At 59.4% G+C, this 24,962-nt stretch carries 21 protein-coding genes; 9 read left to right on the top strand and 12 right to left on the bottom strand.

Annotated features, from left to right (window positions below):
* The first annotated feature begins 61 nt into the window (after window positions 1–61).
* The gene (locus tag V5E99_RS10780; protein ID WP_499802447.1) at window positions 62–613 is read left to right on the top strand and encodes a DJ-1 family glyoxalase III; all 552 of its coding nucleotides are present in this window, start codon (window positions 62–64) and stop codon (window positions 611–613) included.
* Window positions 614–619: 6 nt separating this feature from the next.
* Here V5E99_RS10780 and V5E99_RS10775 read toward each other — a convergent pair whose 3' ends face one another.
* From V5E99_RS10775 to V5E99_RS10765, 3 genes are all read right to left on the bottom strand, one after another.
* Window positions 620–907: a HigA family addiction module antitoxin gene (locus V5E99_RS10775; RefSeq protein ID WP_499802446.1), complete on the bottom strand. Its 288-nt coding sequence runs from the start codon at window positions 905–907 to the stop codon at window positions 620–622.
* A 14-nt stretch (window positions 908–921) separates the two neighbouring features.
* Window positions 922–1,200, bottom strand: a complete 279-nt coding sequence (locus V5E99_RS10770) for a type II toxin-antitoxin system RelE/ParE family toxin (RefSeq protein ID WP_499802445.1) — start codon at window positions 1,198–1,200, stop codon at window positions 922–924.
* Window positions 1,201–1,396: 196 nt separating this feature from the next.
* Window positions 1,397–2,635 carry an MFS transporter gene (locus V5E99_RS10765; RefSeq protein WP_499802444.1) on the bottom strand — a complete coding sequence of 413 codons (1,239 nt, stop codon included), beginning with the start codon at window positions 2,633–2,635 and terminating at the stop codon, window positions 1,397–1,399.
* Window positions 2,636–3,084: 449 nt separating this feature from the next.
* Between V5E99_RS10765 and V5E99_RS10760 the strand changes: the two genes are divergently transcribed.
* The 3 genes from V5E99_RS10760 (at window position 3,085) to V5E99_RS10750 (ending at window position 5,768) form a co-directional block, all read left to right on the top strand.
* Window positions 3,085–4,524, top strand: a complete 1,440-nt coding sequence (locus V5E99_RS10760; RefSeq protein WP_499802443.1) for a cytochrome ubiquinol oxidase subunit I — start codon at window positions 3,085–3,087, stop codon at window positions 4,522–4,524.
* 2 nt (window positions 4,525–4,526) lie between these two features.
* A complete protein-coding gene (gene cydB / locus V5E99_RS10755; protein ID WP_499802442.1) occupies window positions 4,527–5,534 on the top strand; it encodes a cytochrome d ubiquinol oxidase subunit II in 1,008 nt (335 codons plus the stop codon).
* Window positions 5,535–5,600: 66 nt separating this feature from the next.
* Window positions 5,601–5,768 (top strand): DUF2474 domain-containing protein, encoded by a 168-nt coding sequence (locus tag V5E99_RS10750; RefSeq protein WP_499802441.1) that lies wholly within the window; start codon window positions 5,601–5,603, stop codon window positions 5,766–5,768.
* A gap of 77 nt (window positions 5,769–5,845) precedes the next feature.
* On the opposite strand, the gene V5E99_RS10745 is transcribed toward V5E99_RS10750, so the two are convergent.
* Both V5E99_RS10745 and V5E99_RS10740 read right to left on the bottom strand, forming a co-directional pair.
* Window positions 5,846–6,970, bottom strand: coding sequence for a methyltransferase (locus tag V5E99_RS10745; protein WP_499802440.1), 1,125 nt, complete (start codon window positions 6,968–6,970; stop codon window positions 5,846–5,848).
* Window positions 6,971–7,149: 179 nt separating this feature from the next.
* Window positions 7,150–7,863, bottom strand: coding sequence for an autoinducer binding domain-containing protein (locus V5E99_RS10740; RefSeq protein ID WP_499802439.1), 714 nt, complete (start codon window positions 7,861–7,863; stop codon window positions 7,150–7,152).
* A gap of 352 nt (window positions 7,864–8,215) precedes the next feature.
* Between V5E99_RS10740 and V5E99_RS10735 the strand changes: the two genes are divergently transcribed.
* Window positions 8,216–8,992 (top strand): ferredoxin--NADP reductase, encoded by a 777-nt coding sequence (locus V5E99_RS10735; protein ID WP_499802438.1) that lies wholly within the window; start codon window positions 8,216–8,218, stop codon window positions 8,990–8,992.
* A 45-nt stretch (window positions 8,993–9,037) separates the two neighbouring features.
* Here the strand turns inward: V5E99_RS10735 and mscL are convergent, their stop codons facing one another.
* Entirely contained in the window at window positions 9,038–9,451 is a 414-nt protein-coding gene (gene mscL / locus V5E99_RS10730) for a large-conductance mechanosensitive channel protein MscL (protein ID WP_499802437.1), read from the bottom strand.
* Window positions 9,452–10,275: 824 nt separating this feature from the next.
* Between mscL and radA the strand changes: the two genes are divergently transcribed.
* Window positions 10,276–11,643 carry a DNA repair protein RadA gene (radA, locus tag V5E99_RS10725; protein WP_499802436.1) on the top strand — a complete coding sequence of 456 codons (1,368 nt, stop codon included), beginning with the start codon at window positions 10,276–10,278 and terminating at the stop codon, window positions 11,641–11,643.
* A 148-nt stretch (window positions 11,644–11,791) separates the two neighbouring features.
* On the opposite strand, the gene V5E99_RS10720 is transcribed toward radA, so the two are convergent.
* Complete coding sequence (locus tag V5E99_RS10720; protein WP_499802435.1) at window positions 11,792–12,160, bottom strand: PilZ domain-containing protein; 369 nt, start codon at window positions 12,158–12,160, stop codon at window positions 11,792–11,794.
* A 160-nt stretch (window positions 12,161–12,320) separates the two neighbouring features.
* Between V5E99_RS10720 and V5E99_RS10715 the strand changes: the two genes are divergently transcribed.
* The 3 genes from V5E99_RS10715 to yjiA all read left to right on the top strand — a co-directional run bounded on the left by V5E99_RS10715 (window position 12,321) and on the right by yjiA (window position 15,693).
* Window positions 12,321–14,387 (top strand): carbon starvation CstA family protein, encoded by a 2,067-nt coding sequence (locus V5E99_RS10715; RefSeq protein ID WP_499802434.1) that lies wholly within the window; start codon window positions 12,321–12,323, stop codon window positions 14,385–14,387.
* Between the two features lie 15 nt (window positions 14,388–14,402).
* On the top strand, window positions 14,403–14,600 hold the full coding sequence (locus V5E99_RS10710) for a YbdD/YjiX family protein (protein ID WP_499802433.1): 198 nt from the start codon (window positions 14,403–14,405) through the stop codon (window positions 14,598–14,600).
* A 121-nt stretch (window positions 14,601–14,721) separates the two neighbouring features.
* Window positions 14,722–15,693, top strand: a complete 972-nt coding sequence (gene yjiA / locus V5E99_RS10705; protein ID WP_499802432.1) for a GTPase — start codon at window positions 14,722–14,724, stop codon at window positions 15,691–15,693.
* Between the two features lie 99 nt (window positions 15,694–15,792).
* Here the strand turns inward: yjiA and V5E99_RS10700 are convergent, their stop codons facing one another.
* The 5 genes from V5E99_RS10700 to V5E99_RS10680 all read right to left on the bottom strand — a co-directional run bounded on the left by V5E99_RS10700 (window position 15,793) and on the right by V5E99_RS10680 (window position 24,300).
* Window positions 15,793–16,473 carry a GntR family transcriptional regulator gene (locus V5E99_RS10700; RefSeq protein ID WP_499802431.1) on the bottom strand — a complete coding sequence of 227 codons (681 nt, stop codon included), beginning with the start codon at window positions 16,471–16,473 and terminating at the stop codon, window positions 15,793–15,795.
* 24 nt (window positions 16,474–16,497) lie between these two features.
* On the bottom strand, window positions 16,498–17,202 hold the full coding sequence (locus V5E99_RS10695) for a FadR/GntR family transcriptional regulator (RefSeq protein WP_499802430.1): 705 nt from the start codon (window positions 17,200–17,202) through the stop codon (window positions 16,498–16,500).
* Between the two features lie 94 nt (window positions 17,203–17,296).
* Window positions 17,297–18,610 carry a C4-dicarboxylate transporter DctA gene (locus V5E99_RS10690; protein ID WP_499802429.1) on the bottom strand — a complete coding sequence of 438 codons (1,314 nt, stop codon included), beginning with the start codon at window positions 18,608–18,610 and terminating at the stop codon, window positions 17,297–17,299.
* A 367-nt stretch (window positions 18,611–18,977) separates the two neighbouring features.
* A complete protein-coding gene (gene glyA, locus V5E99_RS10685) occupies window positions 18,978–20,231 on the bottom strand; it encodes a serine hydroxymethyltransferase (RefSeq protein ID WP_054051411.1) in 1,254 nt (417 codons plus the stop codon).
* A 220-nt stretch (window positions 20,232–20,451) separates the two neighbouring features.
* A complete protein-coding gene (locus V5E99_RS10680) occupies window positions 20,452–24,300 on the bottom strand; it encodes a sensor domain-containing protein (protein ID WP_499802428.1) in 3,849 nt (1,282 codons plus the stop codon).
* Between the last annotated feature and the right edge of the window lie 662 nt (window positions 24,301–24,962).

Raw genomic sequence — 24,962 nt, 5'->3', positions numbered from 1 at the left:
GGCGCGAACCGGGGTCAATAAAGCTGACTACGCTTTAAGGACCATCCTGTGGATTGTGCCCATGACCTTTAGAGCCCTGATTACCCTCGCCGAGGGCATCGATGACCTGCAATGCGTGACCCTGATCGACGTGCTGCGCCGCGCTCAAGTCGAAGTGGTGGTGGCCAGCATCGAGGGCCGGCGCATGCTTACTTGCGCCCGTGGCACTCGCTTGACCGCCGACGCGATGCTGGTGGACTTGCTGGCTCAGCCGTTCGACCTGATTGCCTTGCCCGGCGGTGCCGTTGGCGCACAACACCTGGCGGGCCATCAACCGCTCGAACAACTGATCAAGGACCAGGCTGCCGCCGGACGCCTGTTCGCCGCCATCGCCGAAGCCCCGGCCCTGGCGCTGCAAGCCTTCGGTGTGTTGCGCCAGCGCCGCATGACTTGCTTGCCGGCCGTCAGCAACCAATTGTCGGGTTGCAACTTCATCGATCAACCGGTGGTGGTCGATGGCAACTGCATCACCGCGCAAGGTTCGGGAGCTGCGCTGCCGTTTGCGCTGGCGCTGGTGGAACAGCTTTGCGGTAAGGCCGCAAGGGCAACGGTGGCGAAGGAGTTGATGGTTTGACGCCGATCAGGCGTGAGCGGTAATGGGTTCGATAGCCGGTTGTTCACGATGCTCGGCTTGCCAGAGGTCGTAGTCAGTTTGAACACCTAGCCACATTCTGGCTTTACCGATACCCGCCCGCTCAAGACGTACCGCCAGGTCTGGGCTGATCGGAGCGTGACCATGCAGCACGCGAGAAAGGTGTGGGCGCGCGAATCCCAGATGGCGAGCCAGTTCGGTGACGCTGATGCCTAAATCGGGCAACACATCCATCAACAGCGTTTCACCGGGGTGTGGCGGGTTGTGCATGGGCATGATCCTGCCTCCTGTCAGTGATAGTCCAGATAGTCGACCAGTTCGATATCCGAGCCAATAAAACGAAAAATAACCCGCCAGTTCCCTGAAACGCTGAGAGCCCAATACTCGGTCAGCTCTCCCTTTAGCCGATGTAACCGCCATCCCGGAAGATCGAGGTCGCCGGGTACCACCGCGCGGTCCATGAACTGCAGCATTCGAGACAGACGTTTCGCATGGTCTGCGCGAATCCCACGAGTCGAACCTGTTTCATAGAAGCCTTTAAGGCCTTTGTGCTGAAAGGATTTGATCATGGGGAGAGTGTAAGGCGATACATTACACTCGATGCGGTATCTATGTATCGCACTTGGTCGGCCGGCATGTGCTTGGTGCGGAACGACGCCGCGGCTCAATTCCCAAAGGCGTTGCGTAAATCGGCATCGTCGGCGTGGCGGTGAACGTCATTTACCACGCTGCTGGCAAACGGATACGGGGATTTCCCAAGCGGTTCTAGACCTTCGCTTCTTCCACCGCGACGTGCATACGATCGCGGTTGGCCAGGGTCGGGAACAATTTGATCCAGGTCCCGGTCACCACCAGCGTGCCGATGCCGCCCATGACCACGGCCGGCACGGTGCCGAACCAATGGGCGGTCAGGCCGGATTCGAATTCACCGAGCTGGTTTGAAGCGCCGATGAACAATCCGTTCACGGCGCTGACCCGGCCGCGCATTTCGTCGGGGGTTTCCAGTTGCACGAAGGACGCGCGGATCACCATGCTGATCATGTCCGCCGCGCCCAGCACCACCAGCACCGCGAGGGAGAACCAGAACGAGGTGGACAGGCCGAAGGCGATGGTCGCGACACCGAAGATGCCCACCGCCGTGAACATCACCCGTCCGACTTTGCGTTCCACGGCAAATCGCGCCAGGAACAACGACATCAACAGCGCGCCCACCGCTGGCGCCGAACGCAGCAGGCCCAAACCCCACGGGCCGGTCAGCAAAATATCCTTGGCAAACACCGGCAGCAGCGCGGTGGCGCCACCCAGCAGTACGGCGAACAGGTCGAGGGAAATCGCCCCGAGGATGTCCGGGCGGCTGCGGATGAATCGGATGCCGGCCAGCAACGAATCCATGGTCGCCTTGCCTTTGTTCAACGGCGTTTGCCGGGCGGGGAGGTTGAGCATCAACGAGCAGGCGATGATGTACAGCACCACCGTCGGGCCATAGACCCAGACACTGCCGAAGGCGTACAGCAAACCGCCCATCGCCGGGGCGACGATGGTGGCGGACTGCTGCGCCGATTGCGCGGCGGCCACGGCCCGGGGGAAGAGTGCGCTGGGCACGATGCTGGGCAGCAGGGCCTGGGTGGTCGGCATCTCGAAGGAGCGGGCGGCACCGAGCAGGAACGCGAGGATGAAGATCATTTCCCGGGTGACGTGATCGGTGGCGCTGCCAATCGCCAGGGCCAGGGCAATCAGGGCCTGCAACGACTGGCAGATCGCCGCGACCTTGCGCCGGTCATAGCGGTCCGCGACATGCCCGGTGTGCAGCATGAACAGCACGCGCGGGGCGAACTCGACCAGCCCCACCAAACCCAGGTCCAGCACATTGCCGGTCAATTGGTACAGGTTCCAGCCGATGGCCACCGTGAGCATCTGAAAACCGCTCGCGGTGAACACCCGGGCCAGCCAGAACGCAATGAAAGGACGGTGATGACGTAACAGCAGGGGCGTTTGGCTGGGCATCTGACGGCAGGTCTTGAGCGAGGGGAGGGCCGAGGTTATCACCAAGCTGTAACAAAAAGTGACGCTGACAAAAAATTTAGGTAGCTAGACACCTATCCAAAAAAATAGCACCGATCTCCTGTGGTGAGGGGGCAAGCCCCCTCGCCACAGTAAGTGCGTTCAGCACCGGGAATGTGTTTCAGCGCGTGAGCAACGCGCTGAGGCAACCTGTCACGCGGCAATAGACCACACCGTCCCGCTTCAAAAATCGGACTACTCTTTCAACGTTGCTTGATCCAGATCAATACCCATCCAGGAATCGATCCGGCGGCCAAACGGCCAGACTCCCTACGTTGTGATGTTTTTAAAAAAAGAACGAATTGAAATTCGCCACACTCCATATCCGTGGGGGCAGAGTGGGTGCAGGGTCACAAGCCCCGCAGCCGGTATTACCTGACAGAGGAAGACTTATGTTCGGTTTGGAGGCACTTGATCTCGCCCGGATGCAGTTCGCGTTCACCATCTCGTTCCACATCCTGTTCCCGGCGATCACCATTGGCCTGGCGAGTTACCTGGCGGTGCTCGAAGGCTTGTGGCTGAAAACCCACAACGATACCTACCGCGATCTGTACCACTTCTGGTCGAAGATCTTTGCCGTGAACTTCGGCATGGGCGTGGTTTCCGGCCTGGTCATGGCCTATCAGTTCGGCACCAACTGGAGTCGTTTCTCAGACTTCGCCGGCGCCGTCACCGGGCCGCTGCTGACTTATGAAGTGCTCACTGCCTTCTTCCTCGAAGCCGGTTTCCTCGGTGTGATGCTGTTCGGCTGGAACAAGGTCGGGCGCAACCTGCACTTTTTCTCCACCGTGATGGTGGCCATCGGCACGCTGATCTCGACGTTCTGGATTCTCGCCTCCAACAGCTGGATGCAGACGCCACAAGGCTTTGAAATCATCGACGGCCGAGTCATCCCGGTGGACTGGCTGGCGGTGATCTTCAACCCGTCGTTCCCCTACCGCTTGATGCACATGGCAACTGCGGCGTTTGTCGCCACCGCGTTCTTCGTCGGTTCCTCGGCGGCGTGGCACTTGCTGCGCGGCAAGGACAACCCGGCAATCCGCACCATGCTCTCGATGGCCATGTGGATGGCGCTGATCGTCGCGCCGATCCAGGCTGTCATCGGTGACTTCCACGGCCTCAACACCCTTGAGCACCAACCGGCGAAAATCGCCGCGATTGAGGGCCACTGGGAAAACGTTGGCGATGAGCCGACCCCGCTGATCCTGTTCGGCTGGCCGGACATGAAAGCCGAGAAAACCAAATTCGCCGTTGAGATTCCGTACCTGGGCAGCCTGATCCTGACCCACTCCCTGGATAAACAGGTGCCGGCGCTCAAGGACTTCCCGCCTGAGGATCGGCCGAATTCGACCATCGTGTTCTGGTCGTTCCGGGTCATGGTTGGCTTGGGCTTCCTGATGATCTTCACCGGTTTGTGGAGCCTGTGGCTGCGTAAACGCGACAAGCTCTACACCTCGCGGCCGTTCCTGTACCTGGCGTTGTGGATGGGCCCGTCCGGCCTGATCGCGATTCTCGCCGGTTGGTTCACCACTGAAATCGGCCGTCAGCCGTGGGTGGTCTACGGGTTGATGCGCACGGCGGATGCGTCCTCCAATCACAGCTTCATGCAGATGAGCATTACCCTGGTGCTGTTTGTGGTGGTGTATTTCGCGCTGTTTGGCGCCGGTCTCGGCTACATGATGCGCCTGGTGCGCAAAGGGCCGAAGATCGACGAAGGCAAGGAAACCAACGATGGTGGTCCCGGCCAGAAACGCACGCCGTCCCGTCCGCTGTCCGCCGCCGACGATAGCGGCGACCACGATCACAGCCCCAGCCTGACCAAGGAGATTTGAACATGGGTATCGATCTTCCGCTGATCTGGGCCGTGATCATCATCTTCGGCATCATGATGTACGTGGTTATGGACGGCTTCGACCTGGGGATCGGGATTCTCTTCCCGTTCATCCCGGGCAAGACCGACCGCGACGTGATGATGAATACCGTCGCACCGGTCTGGGACGGCAATGAAACCTGGCTGGTGCTCGGTGGCGCGGCGTTGTTCGGCGCGTTCCCGCTGGCCTATTCGGTGGTGCTGTCGGCGTTGTACCTGCCGTTGATCCTGATGCTGATCGGGCTGATCTTTCGCGGTGTGGCGTTCGAGTTCCGCTTCAAGGCCAAGGACGACAAGCGTCACCTGTGGGACAAGGCCTTTATCGGTGGCTCCATCACGGCGACGTTCTTCCAGGGCGTGGCGTTGGGCGCGTTCATTGATGGCATTCCGGTGGTCAATCGCCAGTTTGCCGGTGGTTCACTGGACTGGCTGACGCCGTTCACGCTGTTCTGCGGTCTGGCGCTGGTGGTGGCTTACGCGCTGCTGGGCTGCACCTGGCTGATCATGAAAACCGAAGGCAAGTTGCAGGAACAAATGCACGACCTGGCGCGGCCCTTGGCGTTCGTGGTGTTGGCGGTGATTGGTATCGTCAGCATCTGGACCCCGCTGGCCCACGCCGAGATCGCGGCGCGCTGGTTCACCTTGCCGAACCTGTTCTGGTTCCTGCCGGTGCCGATCCTGGTGTTGGTGACCATGTACGGTCTGATCCGCGCCGTGGCCCGCAACGCGCACTACACGCCATTCCTGTTGACGCTGGTGCTGATCTTCCTCGGCTACAGCGGCTTGGGCATCAGCCTGTGGCCGAACATCGTGCCGCCGTCGATCTCGATCTGGGACGCCGCCGCGCCGCCGCAAAGCCAGGGCTTCATGCTGGTGGGCACGCTGTTCATCATCCCGTTCATCCTGGGCTACACCTTCTGGAGCTACTACGTGTTCCGCGGCAAGGTCACCCATGAAGATGGTTACCACTAGCAGGAGCAAAGCTTGCTCGCGATGGCGCCCGTACCGGCGCCATCCAACTCAAGAGAGGAATGAGTGATGTCCACCAAACCATCCCTGCACGACATCGAACAAGCCGAAAAAAAGCCGCTGTTGCAGCGGCTCGGCTGGCTGGCACTGATTTGGGTCGGCAGCGTCGGCGCGTTGTTTATCGCCGCGAGCCTGATGCGCCTGTTCATGAATGCCGCGGGTTTGACCACCCACTGAAACACCCGAGATTCCCATCCCGTTGCCTCGCGGCACGGATTCATAACCCTCCGGTTGGAGGGTTTTTTTTGCCCGGCTTATTTGCGGGCCTTGAGAATGACGAATTTCGGCGTGGCCGCCACTTGCTCGACGCCACGGAACAGCCGTGCCAGTTTGCTGTGATAACCCAGGTGACGGTTGCCGACGATGTACAGCGCGCCGCCCACCACCAGTGCTTCCCGAGCCTGCTGGAACATCCGCCAGGCAAGAAAGTCACCGACCACTTGTTGCTGGTGAAACGGCGGATTGCACAGCACCACGTCCAGGGATTGCGCCTCCTGACCGGCCAGGCCATCACCGGCCCGCACGATCACTTCGCGCTCACCCAGTGCCGCACGCCAGTTGTCGTGGGCCGATTGCACGGCCATGAACGATTCGTCCACCAGCGTGTAATGCGCCTCTGGGTTTTGCAGGGCGCTGGCGATGGCCAGCACACCGTTGCCGCAACCCAGATCCGCCACCCGCGCCGCGCCGAGGTTCTTCGGCAGATGCGGCAGGAACGCCCGAGTGCCGATGTCCAACCCTTCGCGGCAGAACACGTTGGCGTGGTTGAGCAGTTCGATGGCCGGCTCGTCCAGTCGGTAGCGGGACGGGTAGGGCGAGGTGGCCGGTGTTTTCGGTTCCGCAGTGGCGATCAGCAACCGGGCCTTTTTCACCGCCAGCGACGCTTGTACCGGGCCGATGTAACGCTCCAGCAAATCCCCGGCGGCGCGGGGCAGGTGCTTGACCATCGCCGCAGCAATCACCTGGGCGCCCGGTGCCAATTGGCCTTGCAGGCGAATCAGTTGTTCCTCCAGCAACGCCAGGGTTTTTGGCACGCGAATCAGCACCCGGTCGAACGGCCCGACGAAGGCTTCATTGGCCGGCACGCCCACCACGGCGTCGAACGCCTGACCGTTGCGGATCAGATTTTTTTCCAGGCCCTGAAACGCCAGGAACGAGTCGCCACTGCTGGTGACCTGAACCTTACCCACCAGGCTGGCCGCCAGTGCGCCAAAGCTGTCGTTGAGCACCAACACGCGAACATCCGCCATCGGTTGCTGTTCGGCCAGGTGATTGAGCAGGTATTCGTCGGCGGCATCGAAAGCTTGCAGCGGTTCGTCTTGCTGTTCGGGCTGGCGGATCAGGTCGAGTCGGGCGAAGGATGTTTCGAGCAGGGGCATGGGGCGGGGCTCTGGAGGGTCAACGGGTATCCCGCTGCCCAAGGGCGTTGTGGCGGGCGGAACCTGCCGAGTGGACTGCGACGTGAACGTGTAGACGTCATCACTCAGGAAGGATCGCAAATGGTACGTTTTTTTGCTTTGGATTACTCGCAGGTTTTCCTTCAATCACAGGCGCGGCTTCAGATAGCGCCGGCCCTGGCGGCGGCGATCACCGCGGCAATCTTGTTGCAGACCCCCAGTTTCTGGATGGCGCTGTGCACATGAAAATTCACCGTACGCTCCGACACACTAAGGATCATTCCAATTTCACACGCCGTCTTGCCATCGGCCGACAGGCTCAAGACCTCGCATTCTCGGGGAGACAAATGCGGCAGGGGTGGTTTCGGTACTTTCGCAGGCAGCGTCTTGGCGGCCAGGGCATGCAGATGACGACTGATGAACACCGTAAAACCTAGATTTTCATACAGTTCATAGGCCGTAATCGGGCAATGGCTTCTGGCCAGGCTCAGGATGCTGCACAAACCGTTCTCTTCATCATGTATCGATTGCGACCAACCATGCTGCAAGCCCTGTTGTTGCAAGGCTTCCCATAGCCAGGGTGTTCTGGAAAACACCTCTTCAGTCCAAAGGATCGGCTGCATTGACTGATTGCAGTGAGCCACTACGGGGTCGATGGCGCTAAATTTGTTTTGTTCATATTCGGTATTCCAATCGGTCGGGAAGTTGTTCAGGTTAAAGCGGCTGCTGTTAGTGCCGGTTGTTCTAGAAGTTACTGAAAAAGCACAGAATTTAAAACCAAGGTTCTTAACGAAATTAAGCGCAATCTGGTAGGCGATCTCTATTTCTTTGGCATAAGACAGTTGTGTTAACTGTGACTCCTTCCATATTTCCATTTCAGCTCTCCATTTATGTGTTTCTCTGGGGTGCTCCTTGGATCCATGACCCGGCACGCCAAGAGTGTAGGATTATTCCTACTTTGGCGCTCCGATTTTTTTGATATGGATTTCTTCGGTATGTGAATAACAAGTTCTTAGTAGGTGTAACGCGAGTGTGACGGTTTGGGTATTAAAAAATCAGTGTCTATAGGTTTAAGGTGTTGTTTTAAACTGCTGGCCATTTAATGGTATTCGTTAATTGTTTGATTAGATAAGAGTAAGAGGCGTCAAGCAAAGCCACTACAAACCACCGGTGTTTAAGTCGCCTGCTTTGCGGGACACTGGTGCGACCTGTTCGATGGAGCGCCCCATGACCGCCAGTGCAGAAAAATTCACACGCCAGACCCTGCTTGATGTCCAGCCGCTGACCCCGAGCCTGTTCACCCTGCGGACCAACAGGGATGCCGGCTTTCGTTTTCGTGCGGGGCAATTTGCCCGGTTGGGGGTGAGTAAACCGGACGGCAGCACCGTATGGCGTGCCTATTCGATGGTTTCGTCGCCCTTTGACGAGTTTCTGGAGTTCTTCTCCATCGTCGTGCCGGGGGGCGAGTTCACCAGTGAGTTGAGCCGCCTGCAAGTGGGGGACACATTGCTGGTCGAGCGGCAGGCCACGGGTTACCTGACCCTGGACCGTTTCGTCGATGGTCGTGATCTGTGGTTGTTATCCACAGGTACCGGGGTGGCGCCGTTTCTGTCGATCCTGCAGGATTTCGAGGTATGGGAAAAATTCGAGCGCATCATCCTCGTCTACAGCGTGCGCGAAGCCAAGGAACTGGCCTATCAAGCACTGATTGCCGGGTTGGCGCAGCGTGACTATCTGGCGGAACACGCGCACAAACTGCACTTTATCCCCACGGTGACCCGCGAGCACACGCCAGGCGTGCTGCATGGCCGGATTACCACCCTGATAGAAAATGGTGAACTGGAGCGCGCGGCGGGGTTGGCGCTGACGCCTGAGCATTCGCGGGTGATGATCTGTGGCAATCCGCAGATGATCGACGACACCCGCCAGTTGCTCAAACAGCGGAATATGAACCTGAGCCTGAGCCGACGACCCGGCCAAGTGGCGGTGGAAAACTATTGGTAATAAAAAACGGCGCTCGGAGGCGCCGTTTTTAATGAAGTGCAGCCTTCAAGGTCGATTGTTCTGAGCCTTGAGCAGGTCGCGGATCTCGCCCAGCAGCTCTTCTTCTTTGGTCGGGACCGGCGGCAGGGTCGGTGCTACGGCCTCTTCGCGCTTCAAACGGTTGATCGCCTTGACGCCCATGAAGATCGCGAACGCAATGATCACGAAGTCGATCATGCTCTGGATGAATTTACCGTACGCCATGACCACCGCCGGGACGTTACCGTCGGCGGCCTTGAGGGTAATGGCCAGGTCGCTGAAGTCCACCCCACCGATCAGCAGACCGATCGGCGGCATCACCACGTCGCCGACAAACGACGAAACGATTTTGCCGAAAGCGGCGCCGATGATGATACCGACGGCCATGTCGACCACATTGCCTTTGACCGCGAAGGCCTTGAACTCGTTAAGCACGCCCATAGGTTATTTCCTTGTTACAGATGAGGTTGGTGAACGCAGTGTAAATCAGCAAAACGCTTCCTGCTCGACACAACTGCTTACATCGCTTGCCTGCTATCGACCCAGCGAAGGGATAAAAGTTTACAAAAGGCCACCATTGGCGCGGATTCGCCTCTCTAGATCGGGCATCCGAATATCGTCCAGCGACTTGCCGGTTTGGTGTTTCCATCGAGTCATTGGATAGGGGGCCGTCCTTCGAACCTGATTCGCCGACCGACTTTGGCGGTTTGGATTTCTTCTCCTCTGTAGCGCCCGTCGATGATTGGAAGTGCGATGGAAATGCTTCATATCTGAACGTTGGTGAGGGCCGCAGGAGTAGTGCGAGTGCTGTGAAAACTCTTTGGAATAGCAGGCGATGGATGAGCTGTTTCGATCTGTAGATAATCGTCTAACTTTAAAGTCAAGATGACAATTGCAAGGCTAACGATTTGGTTAATTCTGAAATGCACTGGCGAATTTCCATCAAGGAACTTGTACGCTCATGTTGTAAATTATAAAGACGTGTACAAATTTAAGTTCAATGCTTTGGGTACTTCCAGTATTTAACTCGGTACTTCCCGGGCGGAAACTTGGACAAGGGTTGAATGGCAATTGGGACACTGTATTTCGGAAAAACGAATAAATAGCCAGGGCACCCCAATGCTCAGCGCAGTGGCTGGCGATGTTATCGCTCATTTAGGCAGAAGGAGGGCGCCGCGTGTCTGGCCAATAGTGGAATCCGCAACGCAGTGTCGCGCTGATCCGGCGTGGCTGAGCTATCATCGCGGTTTTTGCCGGGAGTTCAGATGGCCAAGGCCAAGCGCATGTACGGCTGCACCGAGTGCGGCTCCACCTTCCCCAAGTGGGCTGGCCAGTGCGGCGAGTGCGGGGCCTGGAACACGCTGACCGAAACCATGGTCGAGAGCGGCGGTGCAGCGGCCCCGAGCGGTCGCACCGGGTGGACCGGCCAGCAGGCGCAGATCAAGACCCTGGCGGAAGTCAGCGTTGAAGAGATTCCACGTTTTTCCACGGCCTCCAGCGAACTCGATCGGGTGCTGGGCGGCGGTCTGGTGGACGGCTCGGTGGTGTTGATCGGTGGTGATCCGGGGATCGGCAAATCGACCATTCTGTTGCAAACCTTGTGCAACCTCGCCAAGAGCATGCCGGCGCTGTACGTCACGGGTGAAGAGTCCCAGCAACAAGTGGCCATGCGCGCCCGTCGCCTCGGCTTGCCTCAGGACAAACTGCGGGTGATGACTGAAACCTGCATCGAAACCATCATCGCCACGGCCCGGCAGGAAAAGCCCAAGGTCATGGTGATCGACTCGATCCAGACGATTTTCACCGAGCAACTGCAATCGGCACCCGGCGGCGTGTCCCAGGTGCGCGAAAGTGCGGCGCTGCTGGTGCGTTATGCCAAGCAAAGCGGCACGGCGATTTTCCTGGTGGGCCACGTCACCAAGGAAGGCGCATTGGCCGGCCCGCGTGTTTTGGAGCACATGGTCGATACCGTGCTGTATTTCGAAGGCGAATCCGATGGGCGTTTGCGTCTGCTGCGGGCGGTGAAAAACCGGTTCGGCGCGGTCAACGAGTTGGGCGTGTTCGGCATGACCGACAAGGGCCTGAAAGAAGTCTCCAACCCTTCGGCGATTTTTCTGACCCGTGCTCAGGAAGAAGTCCCGGGCAGTGTGGTGATGGCGACGTGGGAAGGCACCCGACCGATGCTGGTGGAAGTGCAGGCGCTGGTGGATGACAGTCACTTGGCCAATCCGCGCCGGGTGACGCTGGGGCTGGATCAGAACCGCTTGGCGATGTTGCTGGCGGTGCTGCACCGTCACGGCGGCATTCCGACCCACGATCAGGACGTGTTCCTCAACGTGGTCGGCGGGGTCAAGGTGTTGGAGACGGCATCCGACCTGGCGCTGATGGCCGCGGTGATGTCGAGCCTGCGCAACAAACCGCTGCCCCATGATCTGCTGGTGTTTGGTGAGGTCGGGTTGTCCGGTGAAGTGCGTCCGGTGCCGAGCGGTCAGGAGCGCCTGAAAGAAGCCGCCAAGCACGGCTTCAAGCGCGCCATCGTGCCCAAGGGCAACGCCCCGAAAGAAGCACCGCCGGGTTTGCAGATTATCGCCGTGACCCGACTGGAACAGGCCCTCGACGCCCTCTTCGAATAAACCGCCAATCCCCGTAGGAGCTGCCGAAGGCTGCGATCTTTTGATCTTTGGCGGCAGTCGCATCGCTGAAGATCAAAAGATCAAAAGATCAAAAGATCAAAAGATCAAAAGATCAAAAGATCGCAGCCTTCGGCAGCTCCTACGTTGATTAAACTTCGATCAATGCACCCAGTTCGCGTTCCAGTTCCTCTGGATCGCCCAGGTTGAACTCAATCAACCGCCGCAAGCGTTCGATGGATTCCAGGCTGATGTGCTTGCAGACGAACCCGAGCTGACCACGGTCATCGTGGGTCAGCACCACGTCCATCTTGATCGCGACTTCATCAGTCAGGTGAATATCAACGCAAAAGTGATGCTCCCGATTACCGAGCCACGGCTCCGGTTTCTCGATCAGCAGCCCTTTGAGTGACAGGTCGATCAGCTTCACCGGCCAGATGAATTCCCCTTGGCTCAGCTCGGTGCGGGCATCAAATGCAATACGTTTGAAGCGGCGGCGCTCGGCAGGGTGCTCGCTCATGGCGCAATCCTCTGGAAGGTTCGCTGACTATAGACCCGCATCGTCAACGGCTGCCAGCAAAGTGCTGGCGCTCGACGAATGTCGGGGTATGGCCTTTGCCGTCAGGAGAGCTAAACTCGGGGTGGCTGTCTTTCTTGTCCACCCTGGCTGGAATAAAAAAATGAAAAATAATAATAGCCTGCTACGCCACCTACCCTGGCTGCTGCTGGCAATCGTAGGAGCGTGCGCCCTGGGCGTAGTGGCCTTGCGCCGAGGCGAGGCGATCAACGCCTTGTGGATTGTGGTCGCTGCCGTGGCCATTTATCTGGTTGCTTACCGTTACTACAGCCTGTTCATCGCTAACAATGTGATGCAGCTCGATCCGCGCCGGGCCACCCCCGCCGTGCTCAACAATGATGGCCTGGACTACGTCCCGACCAACAAACACATTCTCTTTGGTCACCACTTCGCGGCAATCGCTGGCGCCGGGCCTTTGGTCGGTCCGGTCCTGGCCGCGCAGATGGGTTACCTGCCCGGCACGCTGTGGCTGATTGCCGGTGTGGTGCTGGCCGGTGCGGTGCAGGACTTTATGGTCCTGTTCATGTCCACCCGTCGTAACGGTCGCTCCCTGGGCGATATGGTCCGTGAAGAAATGGGCCGCATCCCCGGCACCATCGCGCTGTTTGGCTGCTTCCTGATCATGATCATCATCCTCGCGGTGTTGGCGCTGATTGTGGTGAAAGCCCTGGCCGAGAGCCCGTGGGGCATTTTCACGGTGATGGCGACCATCCCGATTGCGATGTTCATGGGCATTTACATGCGCTACATCCGTCCGGGGCGCATCGGTGAGATCTCCGTGGTCGGCGTGTTGCTGCTGCTCGGTTCGATCTGGCTGGGCGGGCAGATTGCCGCCGATCCGGTGTGGGCCAAGGCGTTCAGCTTCACTGGCGTGCAGATTACGTGGATGCTGGTGGGTTACGGTTTTGTCGCCGCCTCGTTACCGGTCTGGCTGATTCTGGCGCCCCGTGACTACCTCTCCACCTTCCTGAAAATCGGCACCATCATCGCGTTGGCCATCGGCATCCTGGTGACCATGCCCGAGCTGAAAATGCCGGCCCTGACCCAATTCATCGACGGCACCGGGCCGGTGTGGAAGGGCGGTCTGTTCCCGTTCCTGTTCATCACCATCGCGTGCGGTGCGGTCTCGGGTTTCCACGCGCTGATCTCTTCCGGCACCACGCCGAAGCTCTTGGATAACGAAGTCAATTCCCGCTACATCGGCTACGGCGCGATGTTGATGGAGTCCTTCGTCGCCATCATGGCCATGGTCGCCGCTTCGGTGATCGAGCCAGGCGTGTACTTCGCCATGAACAGCCCGGCCGCCGTGGTCGGTGGTGACGTGGTAGCGGTTGCGCAAACTGTCAGCAGTTGGGGTTTTGCAATCACCCCGGAAGCCCTGCAAGCAGTGGCCCATGACATCGGCGAAACCACCATCCTCGCCCGCGCCGGCGGTGCACCGACCCTGGCGGTCGGCATCGCGCAGATCCTGCACAGCGTGTTGCCGGGTGAAAACACCATGGCGTTCTGGTACCACTTCGCGATCCTGTTTGAGGCGTTGTTCATCCTGACGGCAGTGGACGCCGGCACAAGGGCTGGACGCTTCATGCTCCAGGACTTGCTCGGCTCCTTCGTTCCGGCGCTGAGACGCACGGAATCCTGGACCGCCAACCTGATCGCCACCGCCGGTTGTGTGGCGATGTGGGGCTGGTTGTTGTACCAGGGCGTGATCGATCCGCTGGGCGGCATCAACACCTTGTGGCCGCTGTTCGGCATCTCCAACCAGATGCTCGCCGGTATCGCGCTGATGCTCGCCACGGTTGTGCTGATCAAAATGAAACGCCAGCGCTACATCTGGGTGACCATGCTGCCGGCGGTGTGGCTGCTGATTTGCACCACCACGGCGGGTTTCATCAAGCTGTTCGACGCCAATCCGGCGATCGGCTTCCTGTCCCTGGCGAAGAAATACAGCGATGCCCTGGCCAACGGCCAGATCCTCGCCCCGGCCAAGGACATTACGCAGATGCAGCACGTAATCTTCAACGCCTACACCAACGCAACGCTCACCGCGCTGTTCCTGTTCGTGGTCTTCAGCATCCTGTTCTACGCGCTCAAGGTCGGGATTTCCGCCTGGGGCAGCAAGGAACGCACGGATAAAGAAGCGCCATTCCAGGCTGTGCCGGACGCGTAATCGAGGATTGCCACGATGTTCAATGACCTGAGTCGCCTCGGTAAATACCTCGGTCAGGCCGCGCGCCTGATGGTCGGCATGCCCGACTACGACAACTACGTCGAGCATATGCAAAGCAAACACCCGGACAAACCGGTGATGACCTACGAGATGTTCTTCAGGGAACGTCAGGAGGCACGTTACGGTGGCAAGGGTGGGCCGAAGTGCTGTTGATGCACGCGGTCTAGGTAACACACCACTGTAGGAGCACGGCTTGCCGGCGATGGCGATCTTTCGGACGCCATCGCGGGCAAGCCTTGTTCCTACGGTTTTTTTGCGTTTGGGAGACCTTATTTTGTCAGCGCCAATCCCCGTCACGATTCTCAGCGGCTTCCTCGGCGCTGGCAAAACCACGTTGTTGCGTCACCTGCTCAAAGCCGAGCACGGCCTGAAGATCGCCGTGATCGAAAACGAATTCAGCGATGCCGGCATCGACACCCAGTTGCTGGGCGACGAGCCGGTGCAAGTGATGACGCTGTCCAACGGCTGCGTCTGCTGCACCATTCACACCGACCTGACCAAAGCCCTGTACCTGTTGCTCGAACGCCTGGACAGCGGCGAAATCGCCTTCGACCGCCTGGTGATCGAATGCACTGGCCTGGCCGACCCGGCGCCGGTGGCGCAAACCTTTTTCATCGATGAAGACCTGCGCGAACGCTACCTGCTCGACGGCATCATCACCCTGGTGGACGCGGCCCACGCCGACACCCACCTGACCCAGACCATCGCCCAGGCGCAGATCGGTTTTGCCGATCGCTTGCTGGTGAGCAAACGGGATCTGGTCGATGAAGCGACCTTCACCGCCCTTAGCGAACGCCTGACCCGGATCAACCGCCGCGCACCGATTCGTGTGGTCGATCACGGCAACATCGACCTCGCCGAGTTGCTCGACGTGCGCGGTTTCAATCTCAACGCCGACCTCGGTGGCGGCGTGAGTTTGCGGCCGGTGAGCAAAGCGCCGTCCATCGACCGGATTTCCAGCCTGGTGCTGCGCACCGACCGGCCGCTGGATATCGACAAGCTCAGCGAGTTCATGAATGAACTGCTGGAAGACCACGGCAAGCAACTGCTGCGCTACAAGGGTGTGTTGAACATCGTGGGCGAGCCGCGACGGATGGTGTTTCAGGGGGTGCTGAAACTCTACGGTTTCGACTGGGATACCGAATGGGCGGAGGGCGAGGCGCGGGAAAGCGTGATCGTGTTTATTGCCGATGATTTGCCGGAAGAGAAGATTCGCGAGGGGTTTGCGCGGGTGGCGGCGGATTGAAGTTTTTCGTTTGTTTGTGATGACGCCTTCGCGGGCAAGCCTCGCTCCTACAGGGGCGGCGACATAGCTGCAGGAGCGAGGCTTGCCCGCGAAGGCGATTCAACCAGCAACACGATTTTGGCTGAATATCGGTGTGGGGTTCAGCAACACGGCTTCCAAATGATCCAGATGCCGGCCTAGCAGTTTGACCGCCATGACCGAATCCCGCCGCTCCACCGCATCCAGAATCCCCTGATGCACCTGCCAATCGCAATAACCCAGCGGTTGTGCGTAAAACTGCGCAATCGCCAACGACGTCAGCGGCACCAGGCTGCCGAGAAAATGCGCCAACGGTGCATTCCCCGCCATTTGCGCGAGCCGTAAATGAAACTCTCCCGATAAGCGAATGGCCGGGCCACGGGCGGTGCATTGACGCTCGCTTTCGATCAATTCGCGCAGCGGTTGCAGCGCTTGCGGTCGCTGACAGGCCAGTCTCACTAGCGTGAGCTCAGTCAGGCGCCGGGCGTGCAGCGTTTGTCGGGTCAATTCGGCATCAGGCGCCGCCACACGGGGCCGATGATTGGCCCGAAGCACGATGACGTGCTCGTGGGACAGTCGCGTCAGTACGCCACGAATGTCGCTGCGTCGAACATTGAACATCTGCGCCAGGCTTTCTTCGGTAAAGCGGCTGGTCGCCTCGATACGCTGTTCGAGAATGGCATCGAAGACCCGCGAATAAAGATCCTCCGCCGGCGCAAAGGGCAGGGCGGTAAGCGTCTGCGGTGAGGCGAAGCTGTTCATGGCGGTCTCCAGGTTGAAGAGGGCTCAACTGCCGAGGTTGTCGTCCGGAATGTTCATTTCGATGCCCATGCGCTGGGCTTCGCGCAGGATGTGCCGACGCATTTCGGCGCTGGCCTGGGCGCTGTTCTTGCTGCGAATCGCCCGCACCACGGCTTCGTTTTCTTCCAGGCGCTCGGCCAAGTGTTCCGGCGAATTGCGCAGTACCTCGGCGCTTTGCTTGAGGGCGTTGCTGGTTTGTTGCACCACGCTCTGGAAGATCGGGTTGGAGGTCAGGGTGAACAGTTCTTCGTGGAACGCGATGTAGGCGTTGACCCCGGCTTCGCTGTCGTTGGCCTCCAGGGCTTCGCGCATGTCCATCAGGGTCAGGCGCAGTTGCCCGACTTCCTTACTGCTGATCGATTGCGCAACGAGGCCGACGATAAACGGCTCCAGGGTGTAGCGCAGTTGCAGCACGTCTTCCAGGCTCGCGCCGGCCACCGCGCTGTCGTGGTGTTGGCTGTCGCTGAGGTTGGCGTCCAGTACCACCACGCCTTTGCCCGGCATCGAGCGCACCAGCCCGAGGGTTTCGAGCACGATCACCGCTTCGCGCAGGCTCGGGCGGCTGATGCCCAGTTGTTCGGCCAGTTCGCGCTGCCCCGGCAACATATCGCCGGAGCGCCACTGGCCCCGGGCCAACGCGGCCCTGAGTTTTTCTACGACTGAAGTGACGACGGTTGATGTGGTGATCACTGTTCGCTCCGTGAGCATCGAGAGTAACGGTTGAAGTGCCGAGAGGCAGGATCAAAAGATCGCAGCCTTCGGCAGCTCCTACAGGTGTTGTGAGTTAGAAGTCTTGTTGGTGGGCGCCGGCCACCGGTTTTCTCGGCTGGAAGGTGTAACCCTGCTGGCCGGACAGTACTTTGTTCGCCCGCTGGATATCGATGTCTTTTTCCCAGCGTGCGATGGCCACGGTGGCGACGCAGTTGCCGATCAGGTTGGTCAGCGCCCGGCCGATGCCCATGAACCAGTCCACTGCCAGCACCAGCACCAGGCCGACCACCGGAATCGCCGGGATGGCGGTCAGGGTTGCCGCCAGAATCACCAGCGCCGAGCCGGGAATCCCGTGGGCACCTTTGGAGGTGATCAGCGACACCAGCAAAATGGTCAGCAAATCGGTCATGGCCAGCGGCGTGCCGGTGGCGTTGGCGATGAACACGATGGCCAGGGTCAGGTAGATCGAGAAACCGTCGAGGTTGAACGAGTAACCGGTCGGAATCACCAGCCCGACGGTCGAACTGCCGATGCCCAGGTGTTCGAGCTTGCGCATGATTTGCGGCAGCACGGCGTCGGAAGAGGCGGTGCCCATGACGATCAACAGTTCTTCGCGCAGGTACTTGAGCAGCGGCCACATCCGCAGGCCGGACAGGCGCATCACCAGGCCGAGAATCAACGACACGAACGCGGCGCAGGTCAGGTAGAACAGGCCGACCAGGCTGCCCAGGTGTTGCAGCGAATCCAGGCCATATTTGCTGGTAGTGAACGCGATGGCACCGAACACGCCAATCGGCGCCAGGCGCACGATCATGCCCATGATGCGGAAGATCACGTGGCTGAGTTCGTTGATCAACCGGGAAATGCCCGAGGCCGCTTCGCCCACCAGGTTCAACGCGCTGCCGAACAGCACCGAAAACAGCAGGACCTGGAGGATGTTGTTGTCGGCAAAGGCGCCGATCACCGAGGTCGGAATCAGGTCCATCAGGAATTGCGTGGTGGTGTGCATTTGCTGGCCACGCTGGGCCAGATCACCCATGTCGGCCTTGGCCAGTTGCTCCAGATGAATGTTCGCGCCGCTGCCGATGCCGGTGCTGAACGCGAACACCAGACCGATCACCAGGGCGATGGTGGTTAGCACTTCAAAGTAGATGACCGATTTGAGGCCGATGCGCCCGACCTTTTTCAGATCGCCCGCGCCGCTGATGCCGCTGACCACCACGCAGAACACGATCAGGCCGATGAGCATCTTGATCAGTTTGATAAAGCCGTCGCCCAAGGGTTTGAGCTGTGCGGAGTATTCGGGAAGGGTCAGCCCGCAGACGATGCCGAGCACCAGTCCGAGAACCACTTGGAGGAAGATTGAACGCGAGCACCATCTGAGCATGGGAGGAATCCTGGTCGGTGTCCTGGCTGCCGTGCGCGATGCGCATCAGATTCAGGACTTAATTATTGTGGTCTTACCGGTATGTCCAGTGCAGGCGCAGTCTACGCTCGGTTTTTTCGGGATTACAAGTGAAAACATCAAAATTGGCATGACCGGTCTGACCAGCGGCCAAAGCCGCGTAGGGGCTGCCGAAGGCTGCGATCTTTTGATCTTGTTTTTGATCTTCATCGGTCTATCAAACGCCAAAGTCAAAAGATCGCAGCCTTCGGCAGCTCCTACAGGGGGAATGTCGTGCAGGGGAAATATCGTGGGCGAAAAAAACCGGCCATCGCTGGCCGGTTTTCTTCACTGCGATTTAGCGGGGCAATTAAGCGCCGTACACCGGCAGTTTCTTGCAGATGGCTTTGACTTTCTCACGAACGGCGTCGATCACCGCTTCGTTGTTCAGGTCAGCCAGGATGTCGCAGATCCAGCCGGCCAGCTCTTTGCACTCGGCTTCCTTGAAGCCACGAGTGGTCACGGCTGGGGTACCGAAACGCAGACCGGAGGTCACGAACGGGGAGCGTGGATCGTTTGGCACGGAGTTCTTGTTCACGGTGATGAAAGCCTTGCCCAGAGCGGCGTCGGCGTCTTTACCGGAGATTTCCTGCTTGATCAGCGACAGCAGGAACAGGTGGTTTTCAGTACCGCCCGACACCACGTCGAAACCGCGCTCGATGAACACGCCGGCCATGGCCTTGGCGTTCTTCACCACTTGTTGCTGGTAAGTCTTGAACTCAGGCTGCAGCGCTTCCTTGAAGCAGATCGCTTTGGCGGCGATTACGTGCTCCAGCGGGCCACCCTGGGCGCCCGGGAAAACGGCGGAGTTCAGCTTCTTCTCGATGTCGGCGTTGGCGCGCGCCAGGATCAGACCGCCACGTGGACCGCGCAGGGTCTTGTGGGTGGTGGTGGTCACGACGTCAGCGAATGGCACCGGGTTCGGGTAGACGCCAGCTGCGACCAGACCGGCCACGTGGGCCATGTCGACGAACAGGTAAGCGCCTACCTTGTCAGCGATTTCACGGAAACGCGGGAAGTCGAGGATCTGCGAGTAGGCAGAGAAACCGGCCACGATCATTTTTGGCTTGTGCTCAACGGCCAGACGCTCGACTTCGTCGTAGTCGATCAGGCCATTGGCATCGATACCGTACTGGACGGCGTTGTACAGCTTGCCGGAGGACGAAACGCTGGCGCCGTGGGTCAGGTGACCGCCGTGGGCCAGGCTCATGCCCAGGATGGTGTCGCCGGCTTGCAGCAGGGCCAGGTAAACGGCGCTGTTGGCTTGGGAACCGGCGTGCGGCTGAACGTTGGCGTAATCGGCGCCGAACAGCTCTTTTGCACGGTCGATGGCCAGTTGCTCAACCACGTCGACGAACTCGCAACCACCGTAGTAGCGCTTGCCCGGGTAGCCTTCGGCGTACTTGTTGGTCAGTACCGAGCCTTGAGCTTCCATCACCGCAGGGCTGGTGTAGTTTTCCGAAGCGATCAGCTCAATGTGCTCTTCCTGGCGCTGAGCTTCTTGCTCCATGGCGGCAAAGAGATCGGCGTCGTACTTGGCAATAGTCAAATCACGGCTGAACATGGCGGTCCTCAAGGATCGGGGCAGAAAAGGGGGGCATTCTACCCCAACGGGTTTTAGATGGCATATGAAAGGACATCATGTCGCAGACAAGTGGGCTTCATGACGGGATCAGCGGTGATTGTGCTGGCCTCTTCGCGGGCAAGCCTCGCTCCTACAAGGGCGCAAAACCTGTAGGAGCGAGGCTTGCCCGCGAAGGCGTCATGACAGGCGCCCAACAATCTCAATCAAACATGAAGAGCGCATCATTGCTGAACTGCGCCTCAAACCGGCTCGCCGGCATCGGCCGCCCGAACAGATACCCCTGAACCTCATCGCAGCCATGCTCGCGCAGGAAGTCGAGTTGCTCGTGGGTTTCCACGCCCTCGGCGATCACCGCCAGGTTCAGGCTGTGGGCCATGGCGATGATCGCCCGGGCAATCTGCGCATCCTGTTCACCCGACGGCAGACCATCGACAAAGGTGCGGTCGATTTTCAGCACATCGATCGGGAATTGCTTGAGGTAGTTGAGCGATGAATAACCGGTGCCGAAGTCATCGACCGCAATGCTCAAGCCAAGGTTTTTCAACCCGGCGAGAATCTGCATCGCCTCGCTGACTTCGCGCATCAGGATACTTTCGGTCAGCTCCAGCTCCAGGCACGCCGGCGGCAGGCCGGTTTCCTTGAGGATATTGGCGATGCGGTTGCCGAGTTGACCATCGGAGAACTGCCGCGCCGAAATGTTTACCGACACTTTCGGCACGCGCACCTTGGCCTGATGCCAGCTCTTGAGCTGACGGCACGCCTCGCTGATCACCCAGTCGCCGACATCCACTACCAGCCCGAGCTCCTCGAGCACCGGAATGAAATCCCCCGGCGGCACCAACCCGCGACGGGGATGGCGCCAGCGCAGCAAGGCTTCGGCGCCGGTCAGGCGTTTGCCGTCGCCGCTGAACTGCGGCTGGTAATACAGCACGAATTCGTCCTGCTCCAGGGCATGGCGCAAGTCGCTTTCCAGTTCCAGGCGCTCCAGGGCGCTGGCGTTCATGTCCGCCTGATAGAACTGGAAGTTGTTCTTGCCGCGTTCCTTGGCGTGGTACATCGCGGTGTCGGCGTTCTTCATCAACTGGCTGAGTTCGTTGCCATCCTGCGGGCTCAGGGCGATGCCGATACTGGCGGTGACGAAAAACTCACGGCCCTCCAGCACAAACGGTTTCACCAGGCTGGCGAGGATTTGTTCCGCCACATGAATCGCGCGGTTCAACGCCACTTCACGGTTGATGCGCGGTTGCAGGAGCAAGGTGAATTCGTCACCGCCCATGCGCGCCACGGTGTCGTCATCGTCGACGCAGCCGAGCAGGCGCGTGGCCATTTCCTTGAGCATGCGGTCGCCGGCGGCGTGGCCCAGGGAGTCGTTGATCGGTTTGAAACGGTCCAGGTCGAGGAACATCAACACCACCCAGGACTTCTGCCGCTCCGCCGATTGCAGCGCGGTGTGCAGGCGATCCTGGAACAGCGTGCGATTGGGCAGGTGGGTCAGGGCGTCGTAATAGGCCAGGCGATGAATCCGCTGTTCGCTGGCCTTGCGCTCGCTGATGTCGCTGAAGAAGCACACGTAACTGGCCAGATCGCCTTCGTCGTCGAGCACCGCCGTAATGCCGACCCACGCCGGGTAATGTTCGCCATTGCGACGCTTGAGCCAGACCTCGCCTTCCCAGGTGCTGTGCTGATGCAATTGCTTGAGCACATAACGCAGGTGCGCTTCCTGTTGCTCGTCGACGGTGAGCATGTTCGGTAACTGGTCGAGGACCTGGGACACCGCGTAACCGCTGACGCGACTGAATGCCTCGTTGGCCTGGACGATGTAGCCGGCCGGGTCGGTGATCAGGATCGCCGAGGTCGAGTGTTCGAATACGGTGGCCGCCATGCGCAGGTCTTTCTCGGCACGGCGTTGCTGGCTGATGTCGCGACCGACCCCGAGCACGCCTTCGAAGGCACCGTGTTCGTCCCAGACCAGCACCAGTCGCAGCTCGATCGGGATCTTGCGCCCGTCGGCCCGCAGGCAGTCGAACAGGAACAGTTGGGTCTTCACCTGAGTGCGCAACAACGCCAGTTGATCAGGTTTATCCAGGGCTTTGCTGACCCGGTCCATCAAGCTGTAAATGCCGGTCAATTGTTGCGGGTTGGCGATGGTCGATTGCCAGCCGTTCTGGAAAATCCAGTCGACGTCATAACCCAGCACCGATTGAACGGACGGGCTGACGTAGTTGAGCGACATTTTGTTATCGGTGGAGAAAATCACATCGCTGATGCTTTCGGCGAGCATCCGGTAGCGTTGCTCGCTGTCGCGCAAGGATTCACTGGCTTCAATCTGCTCGGTGATGTCCTTGGCCACGCCGATGATGCGCGTCACCTGATTGTGTTTGTCCCGCGCCAGGGCCTGTTCACGAATGTCGAAACGCCGCCATTGGCCATTGCGATGACGGAAGCGCAACTGGCATTGCAGCAATTGCGCGTAACCGGCCTGGCGCTGGTTCTGGCGCGAGCGGTGGTAATAGTCGGCATCTTCGGGGTGCAGCAGGATTTCCCAGAAGTACTCGCCCATCTGGTGCAGTTCGGTGCGGTTGTAGCCCAGCGTCTGCCCCAGGTGGTGGTTGCTGAAAATCATCCGCTGGCTGATCACATCCTGCACATACAGATGATCCGGCACGGTGCGCACCACGTCGGACCAGAACCCTTCGCGCTCCAGCAGCGAGAGTTCGACGAGTTTGCGGCTGGTGATGTCGTTGATGCTCAGGATCACCGCTTTGTAGTCGTGCTGCTCTTGCGGCAGGCGCAACACCAGCCACAAGTGCTGGTCGCGGCCATGGGTGTCCTGGAGTTTGATTTCCAGCTCGATTTGTTTTTGCTGGTTGAGTACCGCCTCCAGCACCTGGTTGCCGATGGCGGTGCCGTCCTGCGGACAGCCCTCGATCAGCAGCTTCCAGGCCTGTTCGCAGGAGTTGACGTTGAGCAGTTGCAGGGCGACCTGGTTGACCTCGGTGATGCGCAACTCCTGGAGCAGTTGTTGACGCTGCTCCGGGACTTCGAGCCAGGCCTTGAGTTGTTCGCTGTTGTCGATCTGGGCTCTGTCGAAAAAGCTTTTCAGCCCGGACAGGTCGAGCACGCACAGGGCCACGCCAGTGCCGTCGAAAATGTCCTGATAGCGGCGGCGCCCTTCATGCAACTGGTGCTGACGGCGGCGCATGTTCAGCAGCGCGATAAACGGCAGCAGGGAGAAGGCCAGCCCCAACAGACATTTGCCGATGAACGCCGGGAGCAGTTGTTCGATCACCTGTTGGCGGTCGAACAAGCCGCGCAGTTGCCAGTCGCTGCTGCTCAGGGGCACGGTCAGCACGCTGTTGGCCAGGTCTTCATCGCTGAGGGTGCCCGGCCGAGTGGCGGGCAGGGCGTCGTCGCGGCTGATGATTTGATGATTGATGCGGTTTTCCACCAGCCACAGTGGCCGGATACCGGTTTCGCCTTGTTTGGTCAGCGAGGAGAAAAACGTCGGGGTCAGGCGCAAGGCCCAATAACCGCGAGTGCTGCCGCTGGCCTGATGCAGCAACAGATGCACCATCGAGCCGTCGTCGGCGTTGCTGAAATAGTGGGCTTGCGAATGGCTGCGGCGCACCAGTTCGCTCAGGTAGTCGGCGTCCTGGCTGTCGGCGGCGCTGTCGCTGAGGATTTTTCCGGAGGGGCTCAGTAACGCAAGGCTGCGCAGGTCGGGCAGCGACTGCTGCAATTTGCGCAGCAGCGCCTGCTGTTCGTCGGCTGATTGCGGCTGTTCGACGATCGGTAGCAGGTTAAGGGCGATTTGCGCGTTCAGCGCCATGTTCAGACTGACCTGGGAGGCCAGGTCGGCGGTGTAGTCGATGGTGTACTGACGCTGGTTTTTCTGGGTCTCGCCCAACTGATCGAGCAATTGCCAGAACAGCAGCGCAAGCAGCAGCAACACCAGGGTGGCCAGCGCGCCTTTCAAGGTTCCGCGCAGGGGGGAGCCGAGCGCGGCAGCCGGGGCACGGGTAGGAAGAGGCGGCGTGACATTGGACAAACTGAAATCCTGCGGTTTGGCTGGACTGGCGCGACGTGCACTATAAGCCGGACGCCCGGAGGGCGGCTAGCATGCCTTGAGTTGTGGCGAAGTGCCAGCCCCTCGCGGCTGGACTGCCATCGGTCATTCAGGTAGCTTTGCCGGTTACGCGGGAGCGTTCCAGCTCCTAGAATCAGGTTTTTTCAGCGCGCCACGCCTTTCAAGCGACGACGCGCACAGCCTGGCCGGGCATCGCCTGCGCTCCAATCATTCATCTGTCACTGACCCAAGGTTCTCCATGGGGCCTTCTGGGGATGTATATTGTCAATAAACTTGACGGCATCGATAACCTCCTAATTACACGACTCTTTTTGGAAGTTGTTTCAGTTTTTTACCACCCTGCGGCGTGAGATTGTCAATAAAACGCGATTTCGAGCGGGTTTATTTACATTTTTGTTTAGAGCATCGTGCGAAAAAGGCTTTGGATCTTTAGCCAATTAGGAGACCTAAGTCGGGAGAAAAAGTACTTGTCAAAGTCGCCTACGAGCCAACCGCGAGTCTGAGAGGCAGCCTATCGTTGACTGGATTGGTCTCGAGAGTTCACGCGCGGAATGGTGCATTTTGTTCAGGCAGATTTTTCGCCCATTCGATCCGACTGACCACGCTGAAAAGCACTTCCATCT

The organism is Janthinobacterium sp. LPB2021202312-11-4, from assembly GCF_037049705.1.
Taxonomy (GTDB): domain Bacteria; phylum Pseudomonadota; class Gammaproteobacteria; order Pseudomonadales; family Pseudomonadaceae; genus Aquipseudomonas.
The sequence above is the reverse complement of the archived record's forward strand: the minus strand, read 5'-3'. Positions and strand labels throughout refer to the sequence as shown.